This window comes from Vibrio sp. FF145, from assembly GCF_041439075.1.
Lineage (GTDB): Bacteria > Pseudomonadota > Gammaproteobacteria > Enterobacterales > Vibrionaceae > Vibrio > Vibrio tasmaniensis_A.
Window position 1 is genome coordinate 24,996 of sequence record NZ_JBGONH010000026.1, and the last position, 24,653, is coordinate 49,648.

Consider the following 24,653-nt stretch of genomic DNA (forward strand, 5'->3'; position numbering starts at 1 on the left):
CCCACGGACCGGACCAGCTACGTTCCACTGCTTGTATAAGGTGATTTTTACATGAACAACTCGTTGTTACATTCGCTAACCCTGTTAGCTCCTTCATCGCGTAGCGTTTTGCTTGCGGTTCTTTGTCCTATTCCTTTGATGTCATTCGTTTGGCTCATGTTCACTCTTTAAGGATTACTAGGACACATTATGAATATTCTATTTGGTTTTGTCGGTGTTCTTGCACTGATTGCTTGTGCGTACCTGCTATCTGAAAGTCGTTCTTCGATTAACTGGAAAACAGTCTCTCGTGCACTATTACTTCAAATCGGCTTCGCGGCTTTGGTGTTATATTTCCCTTGGGGACAATTGGCGCTAACAAGCCTAAGTAATGGCGTTTCTAGCCTGCTTGGTTTTGCAGACGCTGGTATCGCATTCCTTTTCGGCGACCTTGCAACTGAAGGTTTCATTTTCGCGATACGCGTACTTCCAATCATTATCTTCTTCAGTGCTCTGATTTCTGCACTTTACTACCTCGGCATCATGCAAAAAGTGATTCAAATCTTGGGCGGAGCGGTGCAAAAACTGCTAGGCACCAGCAAAGCTGAATCCTTGGTAGCGACAGGTAATATCTTCCTTTCTCAGGGTGAGTCTCCTCTTCTTATTCGTCCGTTTTTAAAGTCTATGACTCGTTCGGAACTGTTTGCTGTAATGGCAGGTGGTATGGCGTCGGTAGCGGGTAGTGTGCTTGGTGGTTATGCTGGTTTAGGTGTTGAACTTAAATACCTTATCGCCGCAAGCTTCATGGCAGCTCCGGGTAGTCTGTTAATGGCGAAGATCATCGTTCCTGAGCGCAGTACACCAAGTGACTACGACCATATCGAACTCGATAAAGCTGACCAAAGCAACGTGATCGATGCACTGGCAAGCGGCGCGATGAACGGTATGAAAGTCGCAGTGGCTGTCGGTACTATGTTGATTGCATTCGTGAGTGTAATTGCGATGGTGAACACTGGCCTAGAAAGCTTAGGTGAGACGTTCGGTTTTGCCGGTATTACGCTGCAAGCTATCTTTGGTTACCTGTTCTCACCACTAGCATGGCTGATCGGTATCCCAAGTGATGAAGTATTGATGGCGGGTTCTTACATTGGTCAGAAGATCGTAATGAACGAGTTTGTTGCTTTCATCGACTTCGTTGAGAACAAAGCGCTGTTATCTGAACATAGCCAAGTCATCGTCACTTTTGCTCTATGTGGTTTTGCTAACATTGGTTCTATTGCTATTCAGCTGGGTTCAATCGGTGTTATGGCACCAGAGCGTCGTGCTGAAGTGGCAAACTTAGGCTTGAAAGCAGTCGCTGCTGGTACGCTTGCAAACCTAATGAGTGCGTGTTTAGCGGGTATCTTCATCCTGCTTTAAGCGAGATTCAGTTCAAGCGCCTAAATTCAGTTGAAGCGGGCACCTTTCTTGCGGATTTAACGTGAGAAGGGTGTCCGCTTTTTTGTGCCTGCTCGTTAAGTTGATTCAGATTTTGAACCACCACTTTTATTGCTATTCGGTGTATAAGGCTCACTCGGAAGAGTAATAGAGCAAGCCTGTTTTATCCGATATACTTGAATATCATTAGGTTGCGATTAATAGCATTCGGCTTCAATTAAGAAAATCCGGTTTCTATTAAGAACACTCGGTTCCGAATAAGAATATTCCGTTCCGACTAAGAATACGGCAACCAAGCTCAAATTTATCAAGGGTCTCTCTATGAACATGCGCGTTCTCATCGGTCTTATTGCTACCTTCATTGGCTTGTTTGCGATGGTTTATCTTATTGCTGGTGGTACTCAGTTTCCTATCTATCAGTGGCCGCAAGAAGCGTATCTCGGTTTGGTGTTTAGCGTAGTATGGGGCGCTGGCGTCGCTGCATCGGTGGCTTATGTCTTCTCAGCTTTGGTGTTTGTGACTGTCGCCGTGGTTTGTTATGCGGTCGGTTATAAAATCGGTGGGCTCTTTTCTTCAAATTCTGACGTCTAAGTTTATTGAGGCGTACTTATGTTCATTGAAGTGAGATTTGTTTGAATGCACTGGCTCGATCGTTGGAAAGTGTATCGCTATCATCGAAAGCAGGCTAACCGCTCGAATGGCGATAAGGCTAAAGCTTTAGGGTGGACCAGCGAAGAGAGCCAATTATGTCGCTTTGAAGTGATTGCTCGTTCGGCTGACTTCGAAAAGAAGAGTATTTTAGATTTAGGTTGTGGCTATGGCGAGCTGTTTGAGCTGCTCGATAGCATCTATCGCATTCAATCTTACACCGGCGTTGACCAACACGCAGGCTTTTTAAAGAAGGCGAAGCAGAGCTATACAGAAGATCGTTGTCGGTTTTTGTCGGGTGATATGAGCCAAATGAGCCTTGAGGTACACGATGTAGTTATCGCCAGTGGCTCATTGAATTACATCTCTCGCGACTCGGATTATCTGACTAACATGATTACTCGTATGTTTGGACTAGCGAATCAGACGGTGATTTTTAATCTGCTCAATTCAAGCCAATATCCTTCACGCAATACCTTGATGAGTTATCACCCTCAAGGCGTATATCGATTCTGTAAAACACTCTGTGACGATGTCTCCTTGGTAGAAGGATACGCAGAAGGGGATTTCACGATAGTGATGAACAAAATCTGCCCCTGAACATAAGACTAAGCTTGAGTGAAGTGATTGTTTGGTAAGAGTTAAAAAGCCGCAGACCTTGAGAGATTTGCGGCTTTTGGGGTTTTAAAATCAACTTAAGTATTACGGCTAGTGCTTCAGCGGTTGATTTTTAAGCAGTCCGTAAGGGATGTTAGTAAATACTTTTGGGTTACCTTCATAAGTCGGTGCTTCGTTCACTTGCTGCCAATCGAGTAGCATGATAGCGAGTACGTTGCGGTGCTCTCCATATTTGAGATCAAAATCACCGGTGACCGAAGGGATCATGCCTTTTGTCTTATCGATAGATGCCTGGATTGCGAGCCTAGTTTTCTCTACAACCGGGTCATTCTCTAGACCGGCTAGTAAGAAAGTCAACCCAACCTCAGCAATCACATCCTCTTTAGCTCGTAACAGGATCGTATCGATGTTTTCTCTGAAGTAATCGTAGATCCATTGGTGTTCTTGCTCGCTTACTTGGTGCTGGTAATACTCAGAATCTCCAAAGATCACATGTGTCATACCATAGATCTTATTGCCGTATTGCTGGCTTGAAAGCTTCTTGTCTTTATCGTCTGGGTAGGCTTTTTTGAAGGTATCGACAAATTCATCAACGACATCTTGTTCACCCAATTGGCGCAGCCAATAGACTTGATTAGCCAATTGAGCGGCCCATGCTTTCACCATGTCTTCGTTAGTAACATATCGAGAAAAGTCATAACGGCGAATGATTTCACGCAGTTTGGCATCGTTCTTGTGTTCTAAACCGTACTCATTGGCGCGCGCCATAGAGCCGAGAAGGTCAACACCAAGATATAGATATTCTGGCATGTGCTTGGTGATGTTGTAGCGTCGAACACTGCGTTCATCGCTATCGCCAACATAGGAAGCAACACGCTTTTCTGAGTACAGTACGATTTGTTCCATGGTGTGAACATCATTCGACAAGCGGCTGAGCTTACTTGCGACACGTGCCATGTCACTCCATACCGCGGCAGAATATTTGTCGTCTAATGTTTGTCGATACATACGCAAACCATAGTGACCCTCTTTGAATGCAGGCAGAGTGTAAAGTTGGCTTTCGTAGGTTGTGCGAATCAGATCGGCGGATTGTTTAAAAGATTGCTCTTGAGAGTCGAGAACACCAGCTTGTGATTGAACATTTGGTACGATTGTTGCTTGTATGTTAACGGGCTCTTGTATAGTAACAGTCTGTTGTGTGTCAAAAGCCGTTAGCGTATCTGAAGTAGCTTGTGCGTGAACCGCAACCGCAACTGAGATTGATAACAATGTGCACAGAGTTAGCGTTTTTAGCTTCATGTTCGTAAGGTACCAAGCTGATTAATTGTGAATATAAAATAACACTCATGAATCTTTCAATGTAAGGTTTTGGTCAATACATTGTAATCTTTAATAAGATTGATTCGATATTTGGTTCAGTAATCAATGTGTCTAATGGACTTTAAGTGATGAATGACTCAATAATGAAATGAGCACTAGGCTAAGTGTATGTATTTAAATAGCTTAACGGCATACTTAAAGAGTTAGTCTGATATGAGCAAATTTAAGAACAAAAAGGTTTAGGGGGTCTGAATGCCAAGTGGTTCTAGCAAGCAATGGCCTGCCAAATTATTATCTTTACTGTTTTTTTTAGTGGTAATGAGTGCTATCGAGTTTTTTCACTCTAAAGAGTTATCCTACCTGAAAGATGAATCCTACTCTGAGGCAAAAAAGCAGCTATCGATCATTCGTTCTCGAATCGAAGCCGCGATCGTGTCAGATATGTATATCCTCAATAATTTTTCGACCTTAGTGACCATAAACCCTGATGGTGAGGTGAAAAATTGGGACAAGATTGCTGAAAGTATTATTAAAGATGGTTTCCATATTCGTCTTATTGGGCTAGCCAAAGACGACATTCTAAACTTTGTTTACCCAATGGAAGGCAATGAGCAGATTCTCGGTATTAATTATCGTGATTATCCAGACCAATGGGAGTCTGTTGAGATAGCCCGTAATCTTGGCAACACCTTTATTGCTGGTCCTTTTGAGCTGTTTCAAGGTGGCCAAGCTATCATTACGCGAACTCCGATCTTTCGAGACCCGCCTTTTAACGAAGACTATTGGGGTGTATCCAGTGCCGTTATTAGTTTAGATGAGCTGTTTGAAGATGTCGGAATTGGGATACTCGAAAACAAGTATAAACTCGCGATTCGTGGTGCAAACAGTTCGGGTAAAGATGGCGCGGTCTTTTATGGCTCTCAGGACGTATTTGATAATGCTTTTGTGACTGAACAGGTGAGCTTCCCATACGGTGGTTGGTACCTTGCTCTCTCTGGTAATGAGCATGTGTTGATGGATGTGCAGTGGTATCGAATTCAAGCAGTAAGGTTGGTGGGTTACACCATAATGTTAGTGCTGGCGTTTGCCTTCTTTACTATTTATCGCCTGTACCGAATTGCAGATAGTCGCTCTATGCATGATGAACTCACCATGCTACCTAATCGTCGATACTTTATGTACAGCCTAAAGCAGGCGTTCAAAGTCACCCAAAAGCAGAGAGCAAGAACCTTTGCTGTGGTAAATATCGATCTTGATGGCTTTAAAGCGATCAATGATACTTTTGGGCATGCGGCTGGCGATCAAGTGCTTATTGAGTGTGCTAATCGCATTAAGAGTGAGTTACGTGGTTCAGATATCGTTGCGAGAATCGGTGGTGATGAGTTCTTAGTTTTGTTACCACGCATCATTGATGATCAACATGTCTCTTCGATTGTAGCTAAACTTCGAAGAGCGATATGTAGCACACCTGTTGTTTATGATACGCACTCGATTTATCTTCGAATTAGCGTTGGTTGGGTAATTCACAACAATAACTACAGTGGTGTCGATGCACTACTCAAAGCGGCTGATGAAAAAATGTACGAACAGAAACGACAAATTTTATAGGTTGGATTGGATCTGCTATTAGAATTTAGTTGCTGAATGTGGGGAAAAGCCTCAGAATACCGCGCTTTGCTCCTTATCAATCCTATTGATGAGCGAAAGCTGTAGCAACGACTTATTTCTGCGCGTTGCTCATACTAAATGTTATTCAACTGAGAAAATAATCTATGAGTTTTACCTCCCTTGGCCTTTCTGAACCGATCCTTAAAGCTATTGAAGCACAAGGTTACGATAAGCCATCACCAATCCAAGAGAAAGCCGTACCAGCTGTCCTAACGGGCAAAGATGTAATGGCCGCTGCTCAAACAGGTACAGGTAAAACTGCTGGCTTCACGCTACCTATTCTTGAAATGTTATCAAAAGGCCCTCGCGTACGTCAGAACCAAGTTCGTGCACTAGTGCTAACACCGACCCGTGAACTTGCTGCGCAAGTGAATGGCAGCGTAGTTAAATACGGTATTAACTTACCGCTTACTTCTACGGTCGTGTTTGGTGGCGTGAAAATTAACCCTCAGATGCAAAAACTTCGTAAAGGCAGTGATGTGTTGGTGGCAACACCGGGTCGTCTACTTGACCTATACAACCAAAATGCAGTGCGTTTTGATCAGCTAGAGATTCTAGTATTAGATGAAGCTGATCGCATGTTAGACATGGGTTTCATCCGCGACATCCGTAAGATCTTGGCTTTTCTACCTAAGAAGCGTCAGAACTTACTGTTCTCTGCAACGTTCTCTGATGATATTCGTAGCTTGGCTAAAGGCTTAGTAAACAACCCAGTTGAAATATCGGTAAGCCCTGCAAACTCAACAGCACCCACTGTTGAACAAAGTATTTATCCAGTAGATAAAAAGAAAAAAGCGCCAATGCTAGCTAAGCTGATCAAAGATAATGATTGGCGACAAGTGTTGGTGTTCAGCAAAACAAAACACGGTGCAAACAAGCTTGCTCGTTTCCTTGAAGAGCAAGACATCACTTCTGCTCCTATCCATGGTAACAAGAGCCAGGGCGCGCGTACTAAAGCCTTAGAGAACTTTAAAACCGGTAAGGTGCGAGTACTCGTAGCGACCGATATCGCTGCTCGTGGTATTGATATCCCACAACTTCCTCAAGTGGTTAACTTCGACCTTCCAAACGTATCAGAAGATTACGTTCACCGTATTGGTCGTACTGGCCGTGCTGGTGAAGTGGGTAAAGCAATTTCATTGGTTTGTGCAGATGAAGTGGGTGAGCTATTCGGTATTGAACGCCTTATTCAACAAGTACTGGAGCGTCGTGAACTGGAAGGTTTTGCACCCGTAAACAAATTACCAGAATCTCGCTTGGATTCGCGTCCGATTAAGCCTAAGAAACCGAAAAAGACACGCGAACACTCGGATGGCCAACGTTCTGGTGAGAATGCTCGCGGCCATAAGCCAGCAGGCAAGAACAAGCGTCATGTAGCAGGTAATGGATCTGCTCCAAAGCGTAAGCCTAACTCAGGCAACAAAGCTTCAGACAGCAACTCTGCAGCTGCTGGTGATGATAAGTCTTTAAGAAATAATGGCAGCAACTATAAGCCTTCTACGAATAGTTCTGGCAAGCCAGGTGGTGCAGGTAAACCTAAAAAGTCTGGTTTCGGTGGAAGTAATGGTTCAAGCAAACCGTCTAACAAGTCAGCAGGTAACAAGCCTACAGGTAACAAACCTTCACCATCTAGAAGCCGTTCTAAGCCTGCATCTCAGAAATAGTAGCTCTTTGGTAGACAGAACGTTGAACAGATAGCTTTGCAAAGATTATATAACGAGATCGCTTCGTAAGAGGGTTCTCGTTTAGTGACGATTTCCTGCTATCGAACTCGAATCAGCGCGAATATTGAATTTCAATGTTCGCGTTTTTTTATGGGTGTAATTAAGCAAACAAGAAGAGGTTTCTTCAGAGTTGAAGCTATCGAATTTATTGAAAAGTAGGTATTTATAGGAAGAGAAATTAATCTTTAATGATCTATTAATAACAACATAATCACTAGCGATTTGTTGGGTTTTGCAATTTGCAATTTCAGTTTGCAAAACAAACAGGCATTTATGGCGAATACGTGTTCAGATGCGTAGTAAATACGTATATTTAAAGTTGGCACGCATAGTGCATTAGTAATAGTGACCCTTCTTAAGCCGAGGGTCACCTAGCCAACTGACGTTGTTAGTGAACCCATATTGTTCACACAAAATATATGACCAATCACCCTTTTGTGATTGGTTTTTTTTTGCCTGAATTTTGAGTTCTACTTGTTGGTATTACTTTTTATTAATTGTTATTACTACACTTATTATTAAGTGCAGTTAGCTCAAGCAAAACAAGCAGAGCACGACAATTTACTAATCATGCTCATACCATTCTTGCGCTAACACTCACCACACTTTGAGTAACAGCTTGGTTGGCGCGGGCATTCTCCACCTCGGGAGCAGATAAGCCTAGCCTCTGTCTCAATCCCACGTTCAATCCAATTTATATTTAGAATCTTGGCTATTGTCGTGAGATCTTTCTTGATGTTACGCGGGATTACCACAGAGCCACCATTGTTAACGCATGATGCTTTAAGTTGCTCTGCAATGTCTCTTGAATTACCGCCTTGTGCATCAATTGCAGGGTTAAGGTCTATGCCAGCACACAATACGCGATTGTTACCTGCAGGGTCCGTCATATTGATGGATTCACAGCAGTAGATTCTTGGTTCATCACCCACATTTAAAATAGATATTTGAGCCGAACTCCCTGCGCGAGGTTCTGACAATCGACGGAACACAGCCCAATGTTGACATGGATCGGCAACAGTTCTCATATTTCCCCAAGGCAGTGGAATCCCGTTCCCGCGGTATACCGCCTTGAGTTTCCCTGGCCCATAAGCATCAAAGTAGTGCCAGTGAGGGTAGGGCGATACTACCGTCATTCGACGCATAGCAACAGAGGGGGAAACCCCCGCTCTTTTGTGAACGTCGATTTCGTAACCAGTGCGGTCAAGCAACTGTCTAAATGGAACTTTCGGGCAAAGAAGTGCGCCAGCAAAGAAGCTAGATTCAAAGTCTCGCCATGCTTGAAGAATATCTTGAGAATTAAGTTGCGAAGAGCCTGAAACCTGGTTGTCGTCCCATGTGTTGTTGTTGCCGACCGACAACACACTCTTTAAGCCTTCTTTGCTATGCAGAATACAATGGCCAATATAGACCGATAAATCGTATTTCAGACGAGTGGGGTACTCTTTCAGGATTTCGTTTAAGAAGATTGTGCTAGGAGGTTCAAAGAACGAAGTGACTAGCTGTTTGGCATTAATTCCGAGTTCATCAACAACGTCTTTCGGTGTGCGTGTTACCCAACGGATGTTAATTCCTAGGCTTCTAGCGATGTCTATAAGGTCTTCTACGCTGAGGTTAAGACGTTTTAAGCCAACTTCTTCCGCTGCGCGCTCAAGGTCAGGGAAGTGGTTCTGATTGCTTTCTTGGTGTGCTCGAATCAAGAGGTGTGCAAACTGGCGACCTGAGATCCCCGTTTGAGATAGCATCTCTGGAATTGCAATTTGCAGGATGTCGTTGGAGAAAAGAAAGCTAGGCTCGAGTGCCATGCCACTTATCCCACCACGATTCCCTTTATCAGGAGCAATGGCTTGTTGTTCAGATTCGTCGTCAAGGAACCAGGTTGGGTTCTTCTGAAAGACCTGCGCGATTACTTCTAGCATATCGATGCTTGGGACGCGCTTTCCACGTTCAATCATTGAAAGGTAAGAAACGGAAGGTGCGTATTCTGGGTTGATTCTAATACAACGCGCAGACAGATCTTCCATCGTTAAATGGTTACGTTTTCTTAGGTTGCGTATTTTCGTACCTAGGAAATGAGACTGACGAACTAAACTTTTTGACAAGGCCATATTTGTAAAATTCACATTGTAAAATTTTTGTTGTGAAATTGTAGGCAAAAAAGCGCTAGTCTACAAACTAAGCAATTCACAAAATTACAAATAAGTTAAACGTTAGTTTGGAATAATTGCTCTAGGACACATTTTTGCTATAAAAATCGGTGAATGTTCACCGGGTTGGTCAAGAGGGAAAGACTATGAATATGCTTACATTCGATAAAACAGAAATCCAAAAACAAACAAAACCATTTATCGCTGAAGCTGTCTTTGCCGTGGAGACTATCAGTGCCAAACAGCAAACTGAGAAGCAACTCAAAGCGAAGCAACTGCTAGACAGATTGTTCCCATTAGAGAACGGCTCACATCAAGATGTAACGAGCTACGTAGTTGATTACCGCCATATCATGGCTTATTTCAAAGATGGCCAACACAGCGGTCTAAAGCATCCTAAGCAGTTTGTAGCTTACATGGGTGAGAAGTGTGACCCAGACTCAATCTTGTTCCGAGATAGCAGTGGAAGCCATTTAGAAGTGATGTTTGGTTGTCATAAAGGGACGGGGTGTATTGAATTGGTCGATATCGATGATATTCAGTTAGAGTCGTGCACCACGTTTGGCCAGTCGCCAATGGAAGCGGTACAAACGAATACTGAGCGTCAAGGAATCACTACAGCAATACGTCACTGGATCAGCCTAGTTCAAGGTGATGAGAAGGGTAAACCAAAAGCATGCAGCGAAGACAAAGAGTTCCGAGCTAAGAGCGGTGAGGATTACTGTCTTAACTATTGCTACGCCCTTTAATGTCACAGCTACATCTTTGGTATTTATGAAAGATGTAGAACCAGTGTAGTGTTAAATACTCTGAATGTATTTAGCATTAAACACTGACGACTATGCATAAACGACAAAGCCCCAACCATTAACCTACTGGTTATTGATTGGGGCTTTTTGCTTTCGATGTTAATTACGAGTCTATTTTTGTGCCTAGAGCCTAGAGCCTAGAGCCTAGAAACCAGGGTTTAGTAAGTACGCCGTTTAACTGTAAATTTGTTTAGATGATTGCAGACTACAGCGGCATCACTCTATTTCGACCAAGTGACTTCGCTTCGTAAAGTAGCTTATCAGCGCGTTCGATCAGTGATTGTGCCGATTCACAGGGTTCAAGCTCAGCAACACCAAACGATGCGGTGATGCTACCTACCTGTTGCCCGCTACGACGATCTTTAATCGATAGCTTTTCTAGAGAGCGGCGGTTGGTGTCTGCAAGCTGACGTGCAATGCGTAATGATTTGTTTGGCACGATTATCGCGAACTCTTCACCACCAAATCGGTAAGCAGAAATCCCTTCACGGCACATTTGTTTTAATTTGCGCGCAATGCCTTTAAGAACCATGTCGCCAAATAGGTGGCCATAAGTGTCGTTGAAGTTTTTAAAATGATCGATATCGAGAAGAATTAAACACAGAGGTTGTTTCGCTTCACACAAGGTTTCTATATCACGGTCGAAAGAGCGACGGTTATAGAGTGTCGTTGTGCTGTCAAAGAGTGCATCTTTCTGCACTTCGACTAGCTGAGACTTTAGCTTAGTGATTTCTGATGTCGCAGAATTCAACTGAGAATTTAAAAATTGAGTAGAGTGACGAATATGACGAGATTCAGAAACTAACTGACGAACTAAAGACATGACTTCATCGATCGATAAACTTTCATTGTCAACGCGGGCTAAATCTTCGAAGCTTTTATCAATCATCTCAGAAAAAGCAGAGGTATCGGTCAGTGTGTCATTCATCGAATTCGAAACTTCCGAGACCAACAATTCTAAATTGGCGCGGAGGTCATTGATATTGGTTTCAGACTTGCTAGCAACATAATTATTGTAAAGCTGCTCACCAACGGCTGGAGGACAAATGCCATAGTATTCCAAGATACCATCCATGTCTTTAGTCAGCTGTGGGATAGCATTGTCAACATAGGTGTACCAAAGTGCATAATTTGCAGGTGTAGTAGACACCCGGTTCTTCATCATAAGAGGCACCGCTTTTTTTAGATTTGCGGTGGATTTTTGAAATTCGTCTTTTTTCATGATTTTTACTGCAGATACCAAACTAACTAAGCCACTGCGACCAAGATTAGCGGATTTTACCGATCTTTGCTTTAAAAATTATATAATTAATGGATGAGGATTGGGTAAATAACTCGTTTTCATTATGGAAATCGATTGCATATTTATATCGAATAATAAATAGGGTGTTATTTGACCAAAGATGAGAGGTCCGGTTTTGGGGGGCCGGCTGTTGGTGAGTGTGGAAGAGGTAGTAACTCAGTGGAAGTTTTATTTCAGGTATAAAAAAGCGCCGATAAAAATCAGCGCTTTAAAATTCTTTTTAGCTAAAAGCTAATTATTGAGCAACAACGTTTGCTGCTTGTAGGCCTTTTTGACCGTTTTCAACTTCGAAAGAAACCTTTTGGCCTTCTTTCAGAGTTTTGAAACCTTCAGAAGCGATAGCACGGAAGTGTACGAATACGTCAGCGCCGCCGTTGTCTTGAGAAATGAAACCGAAACCTTTCTCTTCGTTAAACCATTTTACAGTGCCAGTATTTGTGTTAGACATAATTTGTCCCTTATTCATAAATTTTCTAAATTGTTGATTGCATTACTGCAATGCGCTGATAATTGAATTATTTAATATTGCTAAGAAATAAGGAAAAACTACTTACAAAAACGGGTAACGATTTTACATGTCATTTTTTACTATTCATCTAACTTAAATAACTCCGGCTAACAGAGCGAGTGCATGTTAACACAGTCTTTCGGGTTGTACACTCATTGATTGATAAATCAGCGAGTTTTTTTGTCATGTTGCGCTCGTTAACAAAAACTACCTACAACAGCTGATAGGTTTATAAAGTTACACGCCATGACAAAGTAAAAAGGAAGCCTAAGCCTCCTTTTCTTCGTTAGTATAGACGATATTAACGCTTAAAGTTGATATCTTCAGTTTGATCTAAATTTATTTTTGTTTTCGCTGGTTGAGTCTCTGCAATCACCTTACCGTGGCGTATTGAGTACTGCACTGGTACTTGGCGGCGCACTGCATCAAAGCCATTGTCAGCAGGAAGAATCAGCAAGCTACCTGGCTTACCTTCTTCGATGCCGAAGTTGTCTTGGATGTTCAATGTGCGAGCAGAGTTCTTGCTGATTAAATCAAGTGAGTTGTTGATTTGGTCGTAGCCCATCACCTGTGTCACATGGAGTCCCATGTGCAGAACTTGAAGCATGTTCGCTGTGCCCAGTGGGTACCATGGGTCAAACACATCATCGTGGCCAAAACAAACGTTGATGTCTGCTGCTAGCATCTCTTTAACGCGCGTTACACCGCGGCGTTTCGGGTAATCGTCGAAACGGCCCTGTAAGTGAATGTTCACTAGCGGGTTTGCCACGAAGTTGATACCTGACATCTTCAATAGACGGAACAGGCGAGATGCGTAAGCACCGTTGTACGAACCCATTGCAGTGGTGTGGCTAGCAGTCACTTTCTCGCCCATTTCAAACTTATGAGCAAGGGCTGCTAATGTTTCCACAAAGCGAGATTGTTCGTCGTCGATTTCATCACAGTGAACGTCGATCAGACAGTCGTACTTGCGTGCAAGCTCGAACACGTAATGCAAAGATTCAACCCCGTATTCACGAGTGAATTCGAAGTGAGGGATAGCACCGATAACGTCAGCGCCGATCTTCACTGCTTCTTCAAGCAACTCTTTACCGTTAGGGTATGAAAGAATGCCTTCTTGAGGGAATGCAACGATCTGGATGTCGACCCACTCTTTCATCTCTTCACGAACTTCAACCATCGCTCTTAACGCAACGAGTGTTGGGTCAGACACATCAACGTGTGTACGAACGTGTTGAACACCGTTAGCTATCTGCCATTTCAATGTTTGCTTGGCACGAGACTTTACGTCTTCGATTGATAGCAGTTCTTTACGCTCAGCCCAACGCTCAATACCTTCAAACAAAGTGCCAGAGATGTTCCAGTTAGGCTCGCCAGCAGTTTGAGTAGTATCTAGGTGGATGTGCGGTTCACAGAAAGGAGTAACTGCAATGCCACCTTCAGCATCAAGGATGTCACCTTGATGATTGATTTGTGCGTCATTATCGAGAATGCGAGAAAATTGACCATTTTCAATCAGAATCTGTTTCAAGCCCTCTTGGTCTTGAAGTTTCGCGTTCTTGATTAATAAGGTTGTCATAGTGTGTCCTTAAGCGGCCTGAGATTTCAGAGCTTTTTTGTTCAATAGAGGATTAAGCACGAGGTAGCTGATTGCACCACCTAACACTGCGTTCAAAGGAACAACGCCAGGTAGGAAGTGACCAGCGGCTACGCCAGTTGCTACCGCGATAATGCCAGCCCAGTTAACGGTTTGGAACTCTGCATTTGCAAAATCTTTGTAACGTTTACGGTTCGCGAAGAAGTCGGCGATGATTACGCCACCAATTGGTGGAATCGCCAGCGAAAGGAAGGTTAACCAACCAACGAAGTTGTTGTATAACCAAAGTGCGAAAATCGTACCGATAATGCCGTTAATGATAGACATTGTAGTACTTGAGCGACCAGTGATGTTAGATAAACCCAAACCGGATGCATAAAGTGCATTTTCATTGGTTGTCCAGATATTCAAGCCAAGCACGATGATGGCTGGAAGCAGCAGACCTTGCGCGATCATCACATCTGAAATATCAGCCTGACCGGTTGCTGCTGCTCCTGCAGCGCCGAAGATAAACATCAGCGAGTTACCGATGAAGAACGCAACCATTGTAATTAACACGGCGCTTGCTGGCTTTTTACCAAAGCGAACGAAATCGGCAGTTAACGTACCCGCACTTACAAACGAACCTACAACCATTGCTAGCGCAATTGAGAAGTCCATTGGCGTCTCTGGTTTAATAAGTTGCAGTTGCTCTAGTCCACCAACACTGTCTACCGCAGTCAGTACTGAGTAACCACCCAGAATCGCAATCGCAGGCACTGCAATCGCTGAAAGCACCATTAGCGCTTTAATGCCGAAGTACACTGTACCCGTCATCAACAAGCCAGATACGATAATCAAGGTGTTGGTATCAATGCCCGTTGCTTTTTGTACTGGAATAGCAAACATCGCAACACCCACACCAAACCAACCGACTTGTGTACCACCAAGTAAAGCAGAAGGAAGCCATGAGCCTTTAGTACCGAAAGAGAAACGAGCAAGAAGGTGGGTAGAGAGGCCAGTAGATGAGCCGATGTAGCCAAGAAAAGAAGTGTAAATACCGAGGATTAGGTTACCGATGAGAACGGCGAGGAAGAAATCGTTGAATGAAAGACCTGTCCCGAGTGAACCACCTGTCCACATACTTGCAGAGAAGAAAGTGAGTCCAAGCATTACCATGGTGAGTGAAGCGACTCCTTTCCTAGCCGATGTAGGAACCGGCCCTAGACTGTAGTTATTATCAGCAGCCATTTTTTACCTCCGCAAATGATCAAAATTAAAATTAACGGTCGCCGTATTGCAGGCAAACGTGCGCATTATGGTGATATAAATCACATAGTCAATGCCAATTTTGTCAATAAGGGCCCCTAAAAACCAGTTATTGCAGTAATTATATTGTAAAACATAGGGTTATTTTCTGCCTTTATTTTAAAAAAATAAATAGAAAACGTTTTCTATAATGCGTTGGTTATCTGCTGTTCTTGGTTGGCTATGAATGCTTGTTATTATACGTCTGAATGGGTGTCTGTATCGAAAAAGAGGGCGGTTGGCCAAACTGCAGGCAAAAAAATAGCCAATCGCAATAATCGCAATTGGCCTATATATTTTGTGAACAAGAATAGGTTCACTAACAACGTCAGTTGGCTAGGTGACCCTCGGCTTAAGAAGGGTCAATATATACATTGCAGTTAGTGTGCCAACTTTTAAAACCACGTAAAACGGCAGTTTTATAGCAATCTGGTGCGTATTTGAGCGTTTAATTTGCGTTTTTGCAATGCCTAATTGCAAAATGCAATTGCGATTTGCAACTTTAGAGTGTTTATTCGTTTTTCGGGTTTGTGTTCTTTCTGGCGACGAATGGTGAAATAAACAAAAAGCCCGTGCGATCTAAGAGCGCACGGGCTTGGGTATTGCTTCGCCAATAGGAAGTATTAGATGGAGTAGAAGAAGTACAGTTGAGACTTCATTCTAATGATGATCCCGCGTATTACGTCTAGGAACGCCATAAAGCTGATAGGCTTCTCACCGCTTACCCACGCTAATCCGACAGAGCCAACAGGAATATCGTAACCCTCTGCCTCATCAATTTTTAAACGAACAAAGTGGTGCTTGTTCTGAAGGTTTTTGCCTGTGGTAACACGAACCTGCTCATCGATACCCAGCAAACTTGCTTGCGCTTCACCAGTGGCTTCTACAATGCCTTCTACGGTTGCAGAGAACACTTTTCCTGGGTATACCGCTGTCGCAAATTCCGCAGGTTGACCGACCTTAATATTACGAATCGCTTGGTGGTTAACTCGCATCAGCACGTACTTCTCTTCGGTATACATCTGGATACGAGGCATCATTGAAACACGCTGACCTTCACGAAGAATAAAGTTCGTTACAAAGCCGTCAGTCGGTGCCGTGACTTTGGTGCTGTTCAAGTCCCACTGTGCTTGTGCCAGTGTTGCCTTTGCTGAATCGACCTCAGTTTGCTTCTTGTTCACATTGGTTTCAGCTTTGTGGATGTTCAACTTCGCATTCTCGGCATCGACTTCTTTCTTGCTAAGCTGAGATTCCAATGTCGTAACGTTATACGTCGCTAAGTCTACCTTTGCTGTTTGTTGGTCGATGTCAGTTTCAGTGATCGTATGTTCTACCACTTTGTTTTGCTTCTGGTAACGATCAAGCGTCTTTGACTGCAGTACTAAGTCAGTTTTAGCCGAATCTATTTGTGCGACTGAAGCTTTGATGTCTTCAAGCGCCGATTGATAGCTGACTTTTGCAATGCTCACTTCTTGACGAGCTGTGTCTAAAGCGACCTCTGCAGATTCAAGTTGAACGCTGGCTTTGTCTCTTGCGATGACATATTTAGTGTCATCAATTTCGTAAATTAGCTGTCCTTCAGTCACATCCTGGTTTGGGTCGATGTGGACTTTGGAAGTTTTTCCCGACACATTAGTTGAATCGGGACGCAGCTGAATGTGTGGTGATTGAACGACTGAACCTCCAGAGAGATCCATCGGAGTGTAGTTAATGAGTCCAACCCAAACAAACAATAACCATGATGTACCACCTAGATAAGAAAATGCTTTGGTGCCCTTATTCCATGGCATACCAATAAGCCTAAGTAGATAGATGAACAGTGCCCACAGAGCTAAGCCTTCTAACATGTTTGGCTCTCCCCATCTTGATCATTCTTAACTTGTTGTTCTGTTGGTTCCGCAGGTGCTTTCCATGTGTCTCTCAGGTTTATGATGGCTTTTTCCATATCAACAAACGCTAAAATGACGGCAAGTACCCATACCCAGTGCCATATGAAGCCAATCCAAGTTAAAGCTGTGATTAAACCGAGCTGGTGATGCTCTTTACTGTGGGCTTTATTGATTGGTAATTCATGAACACGCCAAAAGCCGTAACATGCAGCTGCGATTGTTGCGACCAACACAACGCCAGCTACGACGTGTAATGCGGTGTCTGCGCCTGTTCCAACAAATGGGACACTTAGTAAACTCATTGATCAACCCTAAGTAAAATTTGAACGCCGAGTGTGATGGAAGTTGGATTTACAGGTTGTAAATTTACTAATTACTTCGATAATGGCAATTATATGATTTGATCTATGATCTCCTTTCTAAGGGTTAGCGACTAATGAACAATTGTAACTTCTTAAGAGCGTTAGGGATTTTGGGTATTTATCAACACGCTGTCACAAACCCTGTGGTTAATACGGAGCGTTTAGGTATTCCGAAGTCTGTGTTTACTAACTCAATGAATCTTATTCCGGTCAATGAAGTCGATAAATGGTATGGGTTTCTTGAACAGCAAACTAATGATCCAGATATTATTCTGAAACTGTCTGACCGAGTGGATATTGAAAAATTAGGCCCGTTAACCAACTGGTTTTTTTCTGGACATGATCTTGCTTCTACGATCCGCCGAGTGAACATCGGCCTGCACTGTTTACAGTCTGGTGCGTTCTTATACGGTGCACAGGTAGGGACAATGATTAAATGGTGCTACGACAATCCTGCTTACTCAGAAACGGGTAAAGTGCATGACTCAATAAGAGTCGCGGTTTTCATTATGAAGATTTTACGTCGATATTTGGGTGATGACTTTAAACCCGTCGCGGTTTCAATAGCCGGTCGTCGAGAGAATGTTGACCTCTACCATGAATATTTCGGCTGTACGATTCAATGGGGACAGCCTCGCACAGAGGTTTGGATCCCGAGTGAATCGAGGTTATCCATCAATCAATCACTATCGAACAGTAAAGCAAATCTGGCGATGAACTTTCATGACTTGGATAACTATCTAAACATGCCAGATGCTGGTGATGAACATAAGGTCACCTATGAGATGATCAACTACAGTCGCCACTTTGGTTTACCAACCCTTCACAAGGTTTCCAGTTTATTAGGGCTCTCTGAGCAGCAGTTTCAACGCCGTTTGCATAAATCGGGCATCAATTTTTCTACCATTATGGGGTATGCGTTAAGCAACGTGGCGGTAGAGCTACTGATGTATTCAGTGCCAGTGGAAGAGGTCTCGAAGAGGTTAGGTTATACCAACGTCGCGAGCTTTAATCGGATGTTTAAGAAACATCGAGGTTTGACGCCTAAGCAGTATATTGAGCGTTTTGATAGTCAATACTGATCATCATTAGTCTTCATCTAGCTTTTTAAAATGAGTGGATAGGTAAACGATTATCCAAGTGCTAAGGACAAAAGGCGCGGTAAGTGGTAGCAGTGACAGTTCATGAAAACCAAGTGTGATGAGACAGCTCAACAGCATGCCTAATAGGATTAACGGCCAAGGAATTCGCGGATAGAGCACAAGTGCTAGAGTGGCAAGAGTGGCGTTGTACCCGTAAAGACCTTGCTCAATTAGCGCGCCAGAAGCGCCAATCATGTGGCTAAAAACAGTGCTGATTAACACTGTGAGTACTACCCATAGTGCATGCTTGATATTGTTGAGTGCGATGGCAACCAAGATGACTAGACCCGATAGTGCATTATCGATAAAGCTGACTTGGCTGATCCCTTTCAATAACGGGAGCACCGCTGTTGGTAAGCTGAACCACGAGTCTACCTCAAGACTGATGATGGGTATCAATGCGGAGTTGGATGGAGAAAATGCCGATAGCTCCAAGGCTGATTGGATAGCATAAATCAGCCAAGAGGTGAGGATAAAGGCACTTGTGTAACCGCGATACTTCTTAAAGCTAAACACGATCTTGGCGATGGGTACGGTAATGAGCGAGCCGAGGGCTACTACTAAAATCAGCCACCCATTTACTTCAAAAAAATTCCCGATGAACAAAGCAATCAGTGCGCCATTTAGTGCATACATGCCATTCTCAATATCATGAGACGGTTTATTGGTCAGTAAGGAAAATCCGTAGCTGCAACTCGCACCGAATAAGGTAAGCAAAGCCAGCGCAAGTGACTCGATAGAAATGGCAAACAATAGCAGAAACGACGTCATGACCGACGGAGTGAAATAGACTTGCCCAATACCGTTGAGCAAGCCTTGAAGTGGGAGAGTTTCCTTATTCTTCTGCATTGTCTGATTAACTATTTAGTTATGTTAAAAATTTGATAAACCAGATTGTATACAACTATCCTTCGCTGACCACCTTGTCGTGCTAATTTTGATACCATCGTTCGCCATAGGCTGCTTGATAATCAGGCTTATCGATAACGCCTTCTTGCTCAGGCACCGTTTCTAATGGCCCTACGACCGTTCGATAAGGTAATACGCCAGCCCATACTGGGATATCCATATCGGTTTTATCATCATTCACACCATGTTTACCAATCTTCACGGAGGCTTCCGTTAAAGGTATCGCCAAAAGCTCGGTTGCGGTGAGCTCTTTCTCATTACTGAGCCTGACTTCGTCGGTTCTTCCCGGCGCGATTTGCTCAATAAAGATGTTCAACAAGCGATCCTTTTCTTGGTTGTTATCAATAACTGAAAAAGAACCCAATACCACAGCAGAACGATAATGCGCACTGTGATGAAATGCAGAGCGAGCTAACACCCAACCATCGAACAAAGTGAACGTTAAACAGGTAGGCTCTCCTTTTTTTAAGCCTTTCAACAAGCGGCTGTTTTTTGCGCCATGGATGTAGACCATATCATCCACTCGCCACGCGAGCATTGGGATAACCATTGGTCCTTGTTCGCCTTGTAATACAATGTGTGCGATTAAGCTCTCATCTATGATTTGATGAAGTTTCTCTTGTTCAAATACGGCTTTGTGAGCCCCTTTTTTAATCGTGGTTCTTTTCGTGTTAGATAACATAATCGCTCCTTAATCATTGCCTTTTGATTAATGTAGCGATTAACTGGTCTATTAAATAGAGCCACTTTTAAACACTATTTGGATCCAGTTATGCAGCCTATTGATGTCGGTGACCTGCAGTTAGACGAGCAACATGACACACGTCAAACCGCCTTGTTTCATGCGATCAGAGAAAAGATTGTTCAAGATTTATGGAGTAAGGGCAGTAAGTTACCTTCTACACGTAAGCTAGCCGTCGAGTTATCGGTGAGTCGAAATACAGTGATTTATGCGTACGAGCAACTGGTCACCGAAGGCTATATCGAGAGCAAGCAAGGTTCAGGGTTTTATGTCTCGGTTGAACAACCAGAGCACTTTCTAAGTTTGTCTCAGTCAAACAGTGCTCAGGGTACACAGGTTAAGCACGTAATAAGTAAGTCGAGTGCAAACATAGCGAAACCTAACGACATTAACCGCAGCTTTGCGCCCGGAGTCCCTGACTTAGATGCGTTCCCTTTTGCGAAACGGCAGAGATTGCTGCAACGTCACTCTACACGTCAGAACATTGCGGGTAATCAAGAGGTTCAGGGAAGCTTGGCCTTGAGGGAAGCATTGAGCGGGTATCTTGCGAGTAGTCGCTCGGTTCACTGCAGTGCCGATAGAATCATCATCACCGCAGGTGCGCAGCAAGCCATCTCAATTGGTCTGATGGCGACGTTAGCGATGGGGGACAAAATCCTTGTGGAAGAGCCCGGCTATCGACAAGTGCATAAAATCATCGATCTGTTGAGGCTAGAGCTAGACGGTGTGAGTGTGCGTGAAAAGGTTGGATTAGATATTGAAAAAGTGCTGTCCAGTAACGCCAAGGCTCTGTATGTCACGCCGAGTAACCAATACCCAATGGGCACGACCTTGAATACCGAGCAACGACTTAAACTGATCGATTGGGCCAATCAACATCAGTCATGGATCATTGAGGATGATTACGACAGTGAGTTTCAGTTTGCTCATCGCCCTTATACCAGCATGCAAGGGTTAGCGGGAAAGTTAGGGTTCGATGATCGCATCATCTATGTCGGATCGCTGAGTAAGGTGATGTTCAATGGCTTGCGACTAGGTTATTTGGTGGTGCCAGAAAGTCTGGTGGCGAAGTGTCTTGAGATTAAAGATGCGCTCACTGGAGACACGGCCTCACATACACAAGAAGCGCTGGCGGACTTTGTACGTGAAGGCGATTTATTGCGCCATATTAGAAAGATGCGTCGTTCATACAAACTCAAGCATGAAGCGATGATAGAAGCGATTAAAAGTGAGTTTCATGGCGATCTTGAAGTGATCAGTCAGGCTGCTGGGCTACATGTGACAGTGAAGTGGTATCAAGGGATATCTGAACATGAGTGGAGCCGTAGAGCAGAGTTTGAAAATATCATCATTCGTCCTTTTGACTTTTATGAATATGGATCAAGTGATGCTCGTGATTGGAGTGGTGCAGTGCTGGGGTTTGGTAATATCCGACTGGCTGACATAAAGCCGAAGATCAAACAGATCGCTCGGCTTTTTTATCAGTAATATTGGTAGGGCTTGTTTACAATTTTCTGATTCATCACTAATCGAGTTACAACTTGTCGATAGAGACGGTGGGTTTACCCAACCATTTGCGCCAAGGGAGTGACGATGTCACAAAAACAGTCACTGCATAGAGCATCGACCAACTTAGGCAGATAAACACCAAGGTACAGATGACCAGTGAAATCATGGCTGTGTATCTCGATGCGCCAGTCAGTAATCGGCAGGCCGCTAACATCGCAAGCAGATAAACTAGAACAAAAATACCATTGGCGAGTTTAAGAAAGAATTCGAGATCCAAATTAGACAGCTCGCCGATTACACACGAAATAAGCGCAATAAAGCCGATTGCTAAGGTTGGATAAAGTGGTACGCCACGGCTGTTGAGCTGCGCCATTTTATTGGTCGGAGTGTGTTGGCGAGCTTGAGCCCAAATCATGCGAGACAAGCTTTGGGTGTAAAGGTTTAGGCTAGCAAAACAAGCAAAGAAGCCAAGTACACTGATGACGGTTTTAAAGCCATTGCCAAACAGTTGCTCTGTCACCCACGGGATAGAAGCCGCATCAAATTCCGGCGAACCATAAGCGCCTAGCTTGATAATAACCACTGAACAAGCCCAGTACACCAAGCCTGCGACGAAACACCCGGTAATGATGGCGATGGGGAAGTCACGCTGTGGATTCTTAAATTCCTCTCCCATGTGAGCAAAGGCTTCGATTCCTACAAAGCACCAAAACATAACCGCCAGTGCTGCACCAATAGACCACATTGAATCGGATGTCATAGTCGGAACTGCGATGTCAGCTGCTGTGATGTCGGCTTTCCAGACAAAAGCGCTGACTAAAGCAAAAATCGACAAGGCAATCACGGTTTGCAAGCGGCCTGAAGACTTACTGCCCATCAAATTGACGGCAATAAGCAGAGCGATGGTAAAGGATTGAGCACCTAATGGTGTGTCGAGTGGTGCTGGTAACAGTTGTTGAGCAAAGCCTCCTGCCAATGCAATCGCCGCTGGAATACCGACAGGAATAACACTCACAAACAACCAAGCCACACTGGTTTCTAATCGCTCGCTGAATGCTTGGCGCACAAAATAGGCCGTGCCTCCTGCATTGGGGTAGCGTTTCCCTAATGCTGCGAAGGTTAGTGCAATCGGGCAAATGGCGATAAACAGGATTAACCATGCTAATAGCGATAACTGCCCTGCAATGCCTGCTGCGATAGCTGGGATCATAAACAATCCTGTGCCAAGCAAGGTCGTAGAGAGTTGTCCAATTCCTGAAATAAGCGTGATTTCTTGTTTGAGTTGCGTCATTCGCTGTCCTTGCTATTGGCTTTGATATCGGTTTTATGGTGCAGTCTTGTGAGGCTGAGATTGAAAGCATACATTGTCGACATCAATAATACAGCTAGCGAAACGTCTTAAGACACCGTCAATTTAACGGTATTAATTTGATTAAGCGTGAAAGTGTCGGCGGTCATAATGGCTGTTATAAGTAGGAAAGTTGTGTCAAATTAGGCGTTATAAATAGAACAATAAATGGAAAGAATCAGAAGCATGGATAAATTTGATCGCCAAATTTTAGATATTCTAAAAACTAACGCTCGATGCTCAGTGAGCGATATCGCCAGAGATGTCAGCCTGTCTCGCTCTGCAGTGAACGCCAGAATCAAGAAGCTGGAAAACGATAAGATCATCACAGGATATTGTGCACAGGTGACCGAGCCTGATTTAACGAAGAACGTTGGCGCTTATATCTCTTTGAAGTTTGACATGTCGAGCAGTAACCATAATTGTGAGTCTTACGCTAAAAATATCTACGCCATTAACGGTGTGCAGTGGTGTCACTCTATTAGCGGTGAGACCGACATGATGCTTTATGTTGAAGTTGAAAGCATGGAGCGTTTGAACCAAATTCGCGACCAGCTGCAAGGCTATCCTGAACTTCGACATCTTATGACTCATACTGTCTTAACGGAATTCTTCAACAAGCAAACTTCGTCTTTTAATATGTCTTGAGTTGATGCCGCTTACCTTCACCGTGTCGTCATTTGTCAGTACTTACTCAACTTATTCTTACTCGCTCTATTCTTATTCACTCTAAGGTTGCTGATGTTAGGTAATATCAATTTAAATTTACTGCGGTCGCTGCATGTACTTCTTGAAGAGTGCCATGTCAGTCGAGCCGCTCAGCGTCTGCACATCACGCAGTCGGCGGTGAGCCGTCAACTGGCTCAGCTTAGAGATCTATGTGGTGATCCTCTTTTGGTTCGTGATGGGAACAAACTGGTTCCAACCAACCGCGCTTTATTGCTTAAAGGCAAGCTCGACGACTTGCTTGGCGAGTTTGACCACTTATTAGATGATAAGCCATTTGATCCACAAGATTGGCAAGGTGAATTGGTGTTGGCTTCGAGTGATTATGTTGCTCAGTATATTTTGCCCATTATTGTGTCCGAGGTGTCGAAGGACGCGCCTCATATCAACTTGGCTTATCGTCTATGGCAGCCTAACTTCCTTGAAACGCTCAATGAATCAGGTATTCATTTGGCGTCGAGTATGTTCCCCAAAAAGCCGGATCATGTCTCAAGTATCAAGCTCGGAGAGGATAAATCCGTGTGTTTGATGAGAGCCTCTCATCCGTTGGCTAAGCAATCAGCCATAAGCTCGGAAGACATCGTGAGTTACTCACATATCAAAGTCACGGGTGGGGGAGACAAAGACAGTTATTCGGATATTGCGTTAAAGAAACAGGGACATAAACGCAGAATCGCGTTGCAGGTACCGTTCTTTTCATCGGCGGGAAACGTGTTAATGCAAGACGACTACTTGATGATTGTGCCGGAGCATATTGCTTATAACTTGGGTCGTCATCTCGATGTCGCTTACTTTTCTCTGCCGTTTGAGACAGAAATGCATACCTATTGGCTGATGTGGCATCCTAAGTATGACAACGACTCTGCCCATAAATGGGCTCGAGAGAAAGCGTTTAAAGCCATTCAAAAGTCGAGTTACAATATAAGTATGATTTCTAATCATACCAGTGATGATAATCTTTGATTTCAAATAATACCTACT

Annotated in this window: 21 protein-coding genes; 10 read left to right on the forward strand and 11 right to left on the reverse strand. The window is 43.8% G+C overall.

The genetic code is table 11. The annotated features are described in order from the left end of the window. Window positions 1-189 precede the first annotated feature (189 nt). The 3 genes from ACED42_RS11455 (at window position 190) to ACED42_RS11465 (ending at window position 2,664) form a co-directional block, all read left to right on the forward strand. Window positions 190-1,398, forward strand: coding sequence for a NupC/NupG family nucleoside CNT transporter (locus tag ACED42_RS11455; protein ID WP_009845705.1), 1,209 nt, complete (start codon window positions 190-192; stop codon window positions 1,396-1,398). A 339-nt stretch (window positions 1,399-1,737) separates the two neighbouring features. After that, window positions 1,738-2,007, forward strand: a complete 270-nt coding sequence (locus ACED42_RS11460; protein WP_371702613.1) for a hypothetical protein — start codon at window positions 1,738-1,740, stop codon at window positions 2,005-2,007. 45 nt (window positions 2,008-2,052) lie between these two features. Next, window positions 2,053-2,664 (forward strand): trans-aconitate 2-methyltransferase, encoded by a 612-nt coding sequence (locus tag ACED42_RS11465; protein ID WP_017100967.1) that lies wholly within the window; start codon window positions 2,053-2,055, stop codon window positions 2,662-2,664. Window positions 2,665-2,772: 108 nt separating this feature from the next. On the opposite strand, the gene ACED42_RS11470 is transcribed toward ACED42_RS11465, so the two are convergent. Beyond that, entirely contained in the window at window positions 2,773-3,981 is a 1,209-nt protein-coding gene (locus tag ACED42_RS11470; protein ID WP_371702615.1) for a DUF3541 domain-containing protein, read from the reverse strand. 273 nt (window positions 3,982-4,254) lie between these two features. Between ACED42_RS11470 and ACED42_RS11475 the strand changes: the two genes are divergently transcribed. Both ACED42_RS11475 and ACED42_RS11480 read left to right on the forward strand, forming a co-directional pair. Beyond that, a complete protein-coding gene (locus ACED42_RS11475; RefSeq protein ID WP_135441906.1) occupies window positions 4,255-5,610 on the forward strand; it encodes a diguanylate cyclase in 1,356 nt (451 codons plus the stop codon). Window positions 5,611-5,774: 164 nt separating this feature from the next. Then, window positions 5,775-7,334, forward strand: a complete 1,560-nt coding sequence (locus ACED42_RS11480) for a DEAD/DEAH box helicase (RefSeq protein WP_371702617.1) — start codon at window positions 5,775-5,777, stop codon at window positions 7,332-7,334. Between the two features lie 650 nt (window positions 7,335-7,984). Here ACED42_RS11480 and ACED42_RS11485 read toward each other — a convergent pair. After that, window positions 7,985-9,517 carry a DUF3612 domain-containing protein gene (locus tag ACED42_RS11485; RefSeq protein ID WP_017097047.1) on the reverse strand — a complete coding sequence of 511 codons (1,533 nt, stop codon included), beginning with the start codon at window positions 9,515-9,517 and terminating at the stop codon, window positions 7,985-7,987. Between the two features lie 170 nt (window positions 9,518-9,687). On the opposite strand from ACED42_RS11485, the gene ACED42_RS11490 reads away from it, so the two are divergent. Beyond that, window positions 9,688-10,290 (forward strand): malate synthase, encoded by a 603-nt coding sequence (locus ACED42_RS11490; RefSeq protein ID WP_009845698.1) that lies wholly within the window; start codon window positions 9,688-9,690, stop codon window positions 10,288-10,290. Between the two features lie 265 nt (window positions 10,291-10,555). Here the strand turns inward: ACED42_RS11490 and ACED42_RS11495 are convergent, their stop codons facing one another. The 6 genes from ACED42_RS11495 to ACED42_RS11520 form a co-directional block, all read right to left on the reverse strand. Further along, on the reverse strand, window positions 10,556-11,572 hold the full coding sequence (locus tag ACED42_RS11495) for a GGDEF domain-containing protein (protein WP_371702620.1): 1,017 nt from the start codon (window positions 11,570-11,572) through the stop codon (window positions 10,556-10,558). 316 nt (window positions 11,573-11,888) lie between these two features. Next, window positions 11,889-12,101, reverse strand: a complete 213-nt coding sequence (locus tag ACED42_RS11500; protein WP_004730009.1) for a cold-shock protein — start codon at window positions 12,099-12,101, stop codon at window positions 11,889-11,891. Between the two features lie 361 nt (window positions 12,102-12,462). Beyond that, window positions 12,463-13,740: a cytosine deaminase gene (locus tag ACED42_RS11505; RefSeq protein WP_371702621.1), complete on the reverse strand. Its 1,278-nt coding sequence runs from the start codon at window positions 13,738-13,740 to the stop codon at window positions 12,463-12,465. A 9-nt stretch (window positions 13,741-13,749) separates the two neighbouring features. Next, window positions 13,750-14,988: a cytosine permease gene (codB, locus tag ACED42_RS11510; RefSeq protein WP_371702623.1), complete on the reverse strand. Its 1,239-nt coding sequence runs from the start codon at window positions 14,986-14,988 to the stop codon at window positions 13,750-13,752. Between the two features lie 680 nt (window positions 14,989-15,668). Beyond that, on the reverse strand, window positions 15,669-16,892 hold the full coding sequence (locus tag ACED42_RS11515) for an HlyD family secretion protein (RefSeq protein ID WP_371702625.1): 1,224 nt from the start codon (window positions 16,890-16,892) through the stop codon (window positions 15,669-15,671). Next, the gene (locus ACED42_RS11520) at window positions 16,886-17,236 is read right to left on the reverse strand and encodes a hypothetical protein (protein ID WP_012600300.1); all 351 of its coding nucleotides are present in this window, start codon (window positions 17,234-17,236) and stop codon (window positions 16,886-16,888) included. The genes ACED42_RS11515 and ACED42_RS11520 overlap by 7 nt, the downstream gene beginning before the upstream one ends. A 134-nt stretch (window positions 17,237-17,370) precedes the next feature. Here ACED42_RS11520 and ACED42_RS11525 point away from each other — a divergent pair, with 134 nt between their 5' ends. Beyond that, window positions 17,371-18,378: an AraC family transcriptional regulator gene (locus ACED42_RS11525; protein ID WP_017097042.1), complete on the forward strand. Its 1,008-nt coding sequence runs from the start codon at window positions 17,371-17,373 to the stop codon at window positions 18,376-18,378. A 6-nt stretch (window positions 18,379-18,384) separates the two neighbouring features. On the opposite strand, the gene ACED42_RS11530 is transcribed toward ACED42_RS11525, so the two are convergent. Further along, window positions 18,385-19,287, reverse strand: coding sequence for an urea transporter (locus ACED42_RS11530; protein ID WP_371702626.1), 903 nt, complete (start codon window positions 19,285-19,287; stop codon window positions 18,385-18,387). Between the two features lie 82 nt (window positions 19,288-19,369). Next, window positions 19,370-20,029, reverse strand: coding sequence for a pyridoxamine 5'-phosphate oxidase family protein (locus tag ACED42_RS11535; protein WP_371702628.1), 660 nt, complete (start codon window positions 20,027-20,029; stop codon window positions 19,370-19,372). A gap of 90 nt (window positions 20,030-20,119) precedes the next feature. On the opposite strand from ACED42_RS11535, the gene ACED42_RS11540 reads away from it, so the two are divergent. Then, window positions 20,120-21,577 (forward strand): PLP-dependent aminotransferase family protein, encoded by a 1,458-nt coding sequence (locus ACED42_RS11540; protein ID WP_371702630.1) that lies wholly within the window; start codon window positions 20,120-20,122, stop codon window positions 21,575-21,577. 46 nt (window positions 21,578-21,623) lie between these two features. On the opposite strand, the gene yjeH is transcribed toward ACED42_RS11540, so the two are convergent. Further along, a complete protein-coding gene (gene yjeH / locus ACED42_RS11545; protein WP_371702631.1) occupies window positions 21,624-22,889 on the reverse strand; it encodes an L-methionine/branched-chain amino acid transporter in 1,266 nt (421 codons plus the stop codon). Window positions 22,890-23,132: 243 nt separating this feature from the next. Between yjeH and ACED42_RS11550 the strand changes: the two genes are divergently transcribed. After that, a complete protein-coding gene (locus ACED42_RS11550) occupies window positions 23,133-23,594 on the forward strand; it encodes an Lrp/AsnC family transcriptional regulator (RefSeq protein WP_371702633.1) in 462 nt (153 codons plus the stop codon). 93 nt (window positions 23,595-23,687) lie between these two features. Further along, window positions 23,688-24,635 carry a LysR family transcriptional regulator gene (locus ACED42_RS11555; protein ID WP_102249379.1) on the forward strand — a complete coding sequence of 316 codons (948 nt, stop codon included), beginning with the start codon at window positions 23,688-23,690 and terminating at the stop codon, window positions 24,633-24,635. Window positions 24,636-24,653 lie beyond the last annotated feature (18 nt).

Coding starts and splice junctions, on each gene's coding strand:
- ACED42_RS11520 (WP_012600300.1), bottom strand. CDS start 17,236: ATGAGTTTACTAAGTGTCCCATTTGTTGGAACAGGCGCAGACACCGCA.
- ACED42_RS11505 (WP_371702621.1), bottom strand. CDS start 13,740: ATGACAACCTTATTAATCAAGAACGCGAAACTTCAAGACCAAGAGGGC.
- ACED42_RS11525 (WP_017097042.1), top strand. CDS start 17,371: ATGAACAATTGTAACTTCTTAAGAGCGTTAGGGATTTTGGGTATTTAT.
- codB (WP_371702623.1), bottom strand. CDS start 14,988: ATGGCTGCTGATAATAACTACAGTCTAGGGCCGGTTCCTACATCGGCT.
- ACED42_RS11470 (WP_371702615.1), bottom strand. CDS start 3,981: ATGAAGCTAAAAACGCTAACTCTGTGCACATTGTTATCAATCTCAGTT.
- ACED42_RS11480 (WP_371702617.1), top strand. CDS start 5,775: ATGAGTTTTACCTCCCTTGGCCTTTCTGAACCGATCCTTAAAGCTATT.
- ACED42_RS11555 (WP_102249379.1), top strand. CDS start 23,688: ATGTTAGGTAATATCAATTTAAATTTACTGCGGTCGCTGCATGTACTT.
- ACED42_RS11490 (WP_009845698.1), top strand. CDS start 9,688: ATGAATATGCTTACATTCGATAAAACAGAAATCCAAAAACAAACAAAA.
- ACED42_RS11530 (WP_371702626.1), bottom strand. CDS start 19,287: ATGCAGAAGAATAAGGAAACTCTCCCACTTCAAGGCTTGCTCAACGGT.
- ACED42_RS11500 (WP_004730009.1), bottom strand. CDS start 12,101: ATGTCTAACACAAATACTGGCACTGTAAAATGGTTTAACGAAGAGAAA.
- ACED42_RS11465 (WP_017100967.1), top strand. CDS start 2,053: ATGCACTGGCTCGATCGTTGGAAAGTGTATCGCTATCATCGAAAGCAG.
- ACED42_RS11495 (WP_371702620.1), bottom strand. CDS start 11,572: ATGAAAAAAGACGAATTTCAAAAATCCACCGCAAATCTAAAAAAAGCG.
- ACED42_RS11460 (WP_371702613.1), top strand. CDS start 1,738: ATGAACATGCGCGTTCTCATCGGTCTTATTGCTACCTTCATTGGCTTG.
- yjeH (WP_371702631.1), bottom strand. CDS start 22,889: ATGACGCAACTCAAACAAGAAATCACGCTTATTTCAGGAATTGGACAA.
- ACED42_RS11540 (WP_371702630.1), top strand. CDS start 20,120: ATGCAGCCTATTGATGTCGGTGACCTGCAGTTAGACGAGCAACATGAC.
- ACED42_RS11475 (WP_135441906.1), top strand. CDS start 4,255: ATGCCAAGTGGTTCTAGCAAGCAATGGCCTGCCAAATTATTATCTTTA.
- ACED42_RS11515 (WP_371702625.1), bottom strand. CDS start 16,892: ATGTTAGAAGGCTTAGCTCTGTGGGCACTGTTCATCTATCTACTTAGG.
- ACED42_RS11455 (WP_009845705.1), top strand. CDS start 190: ATGAATATTCTATTTGGTTTTGTCGGTGTTCTTGCACTGATTGCTTGT.
- ACED42_RS11550 (WP_371702633.1), top strand. CDS start 23,133: ATGGATAAATTTGATCGCCAAATTTTAGATATTCTAAAAACTAACGCT.
- ACED42_RS11535 (WP_371702628.1), bottom strand. CDS start 20,029: ATGTTATCTAACACGAAAAGAACCACGATTAAAAAAGGGGCTCACAAA.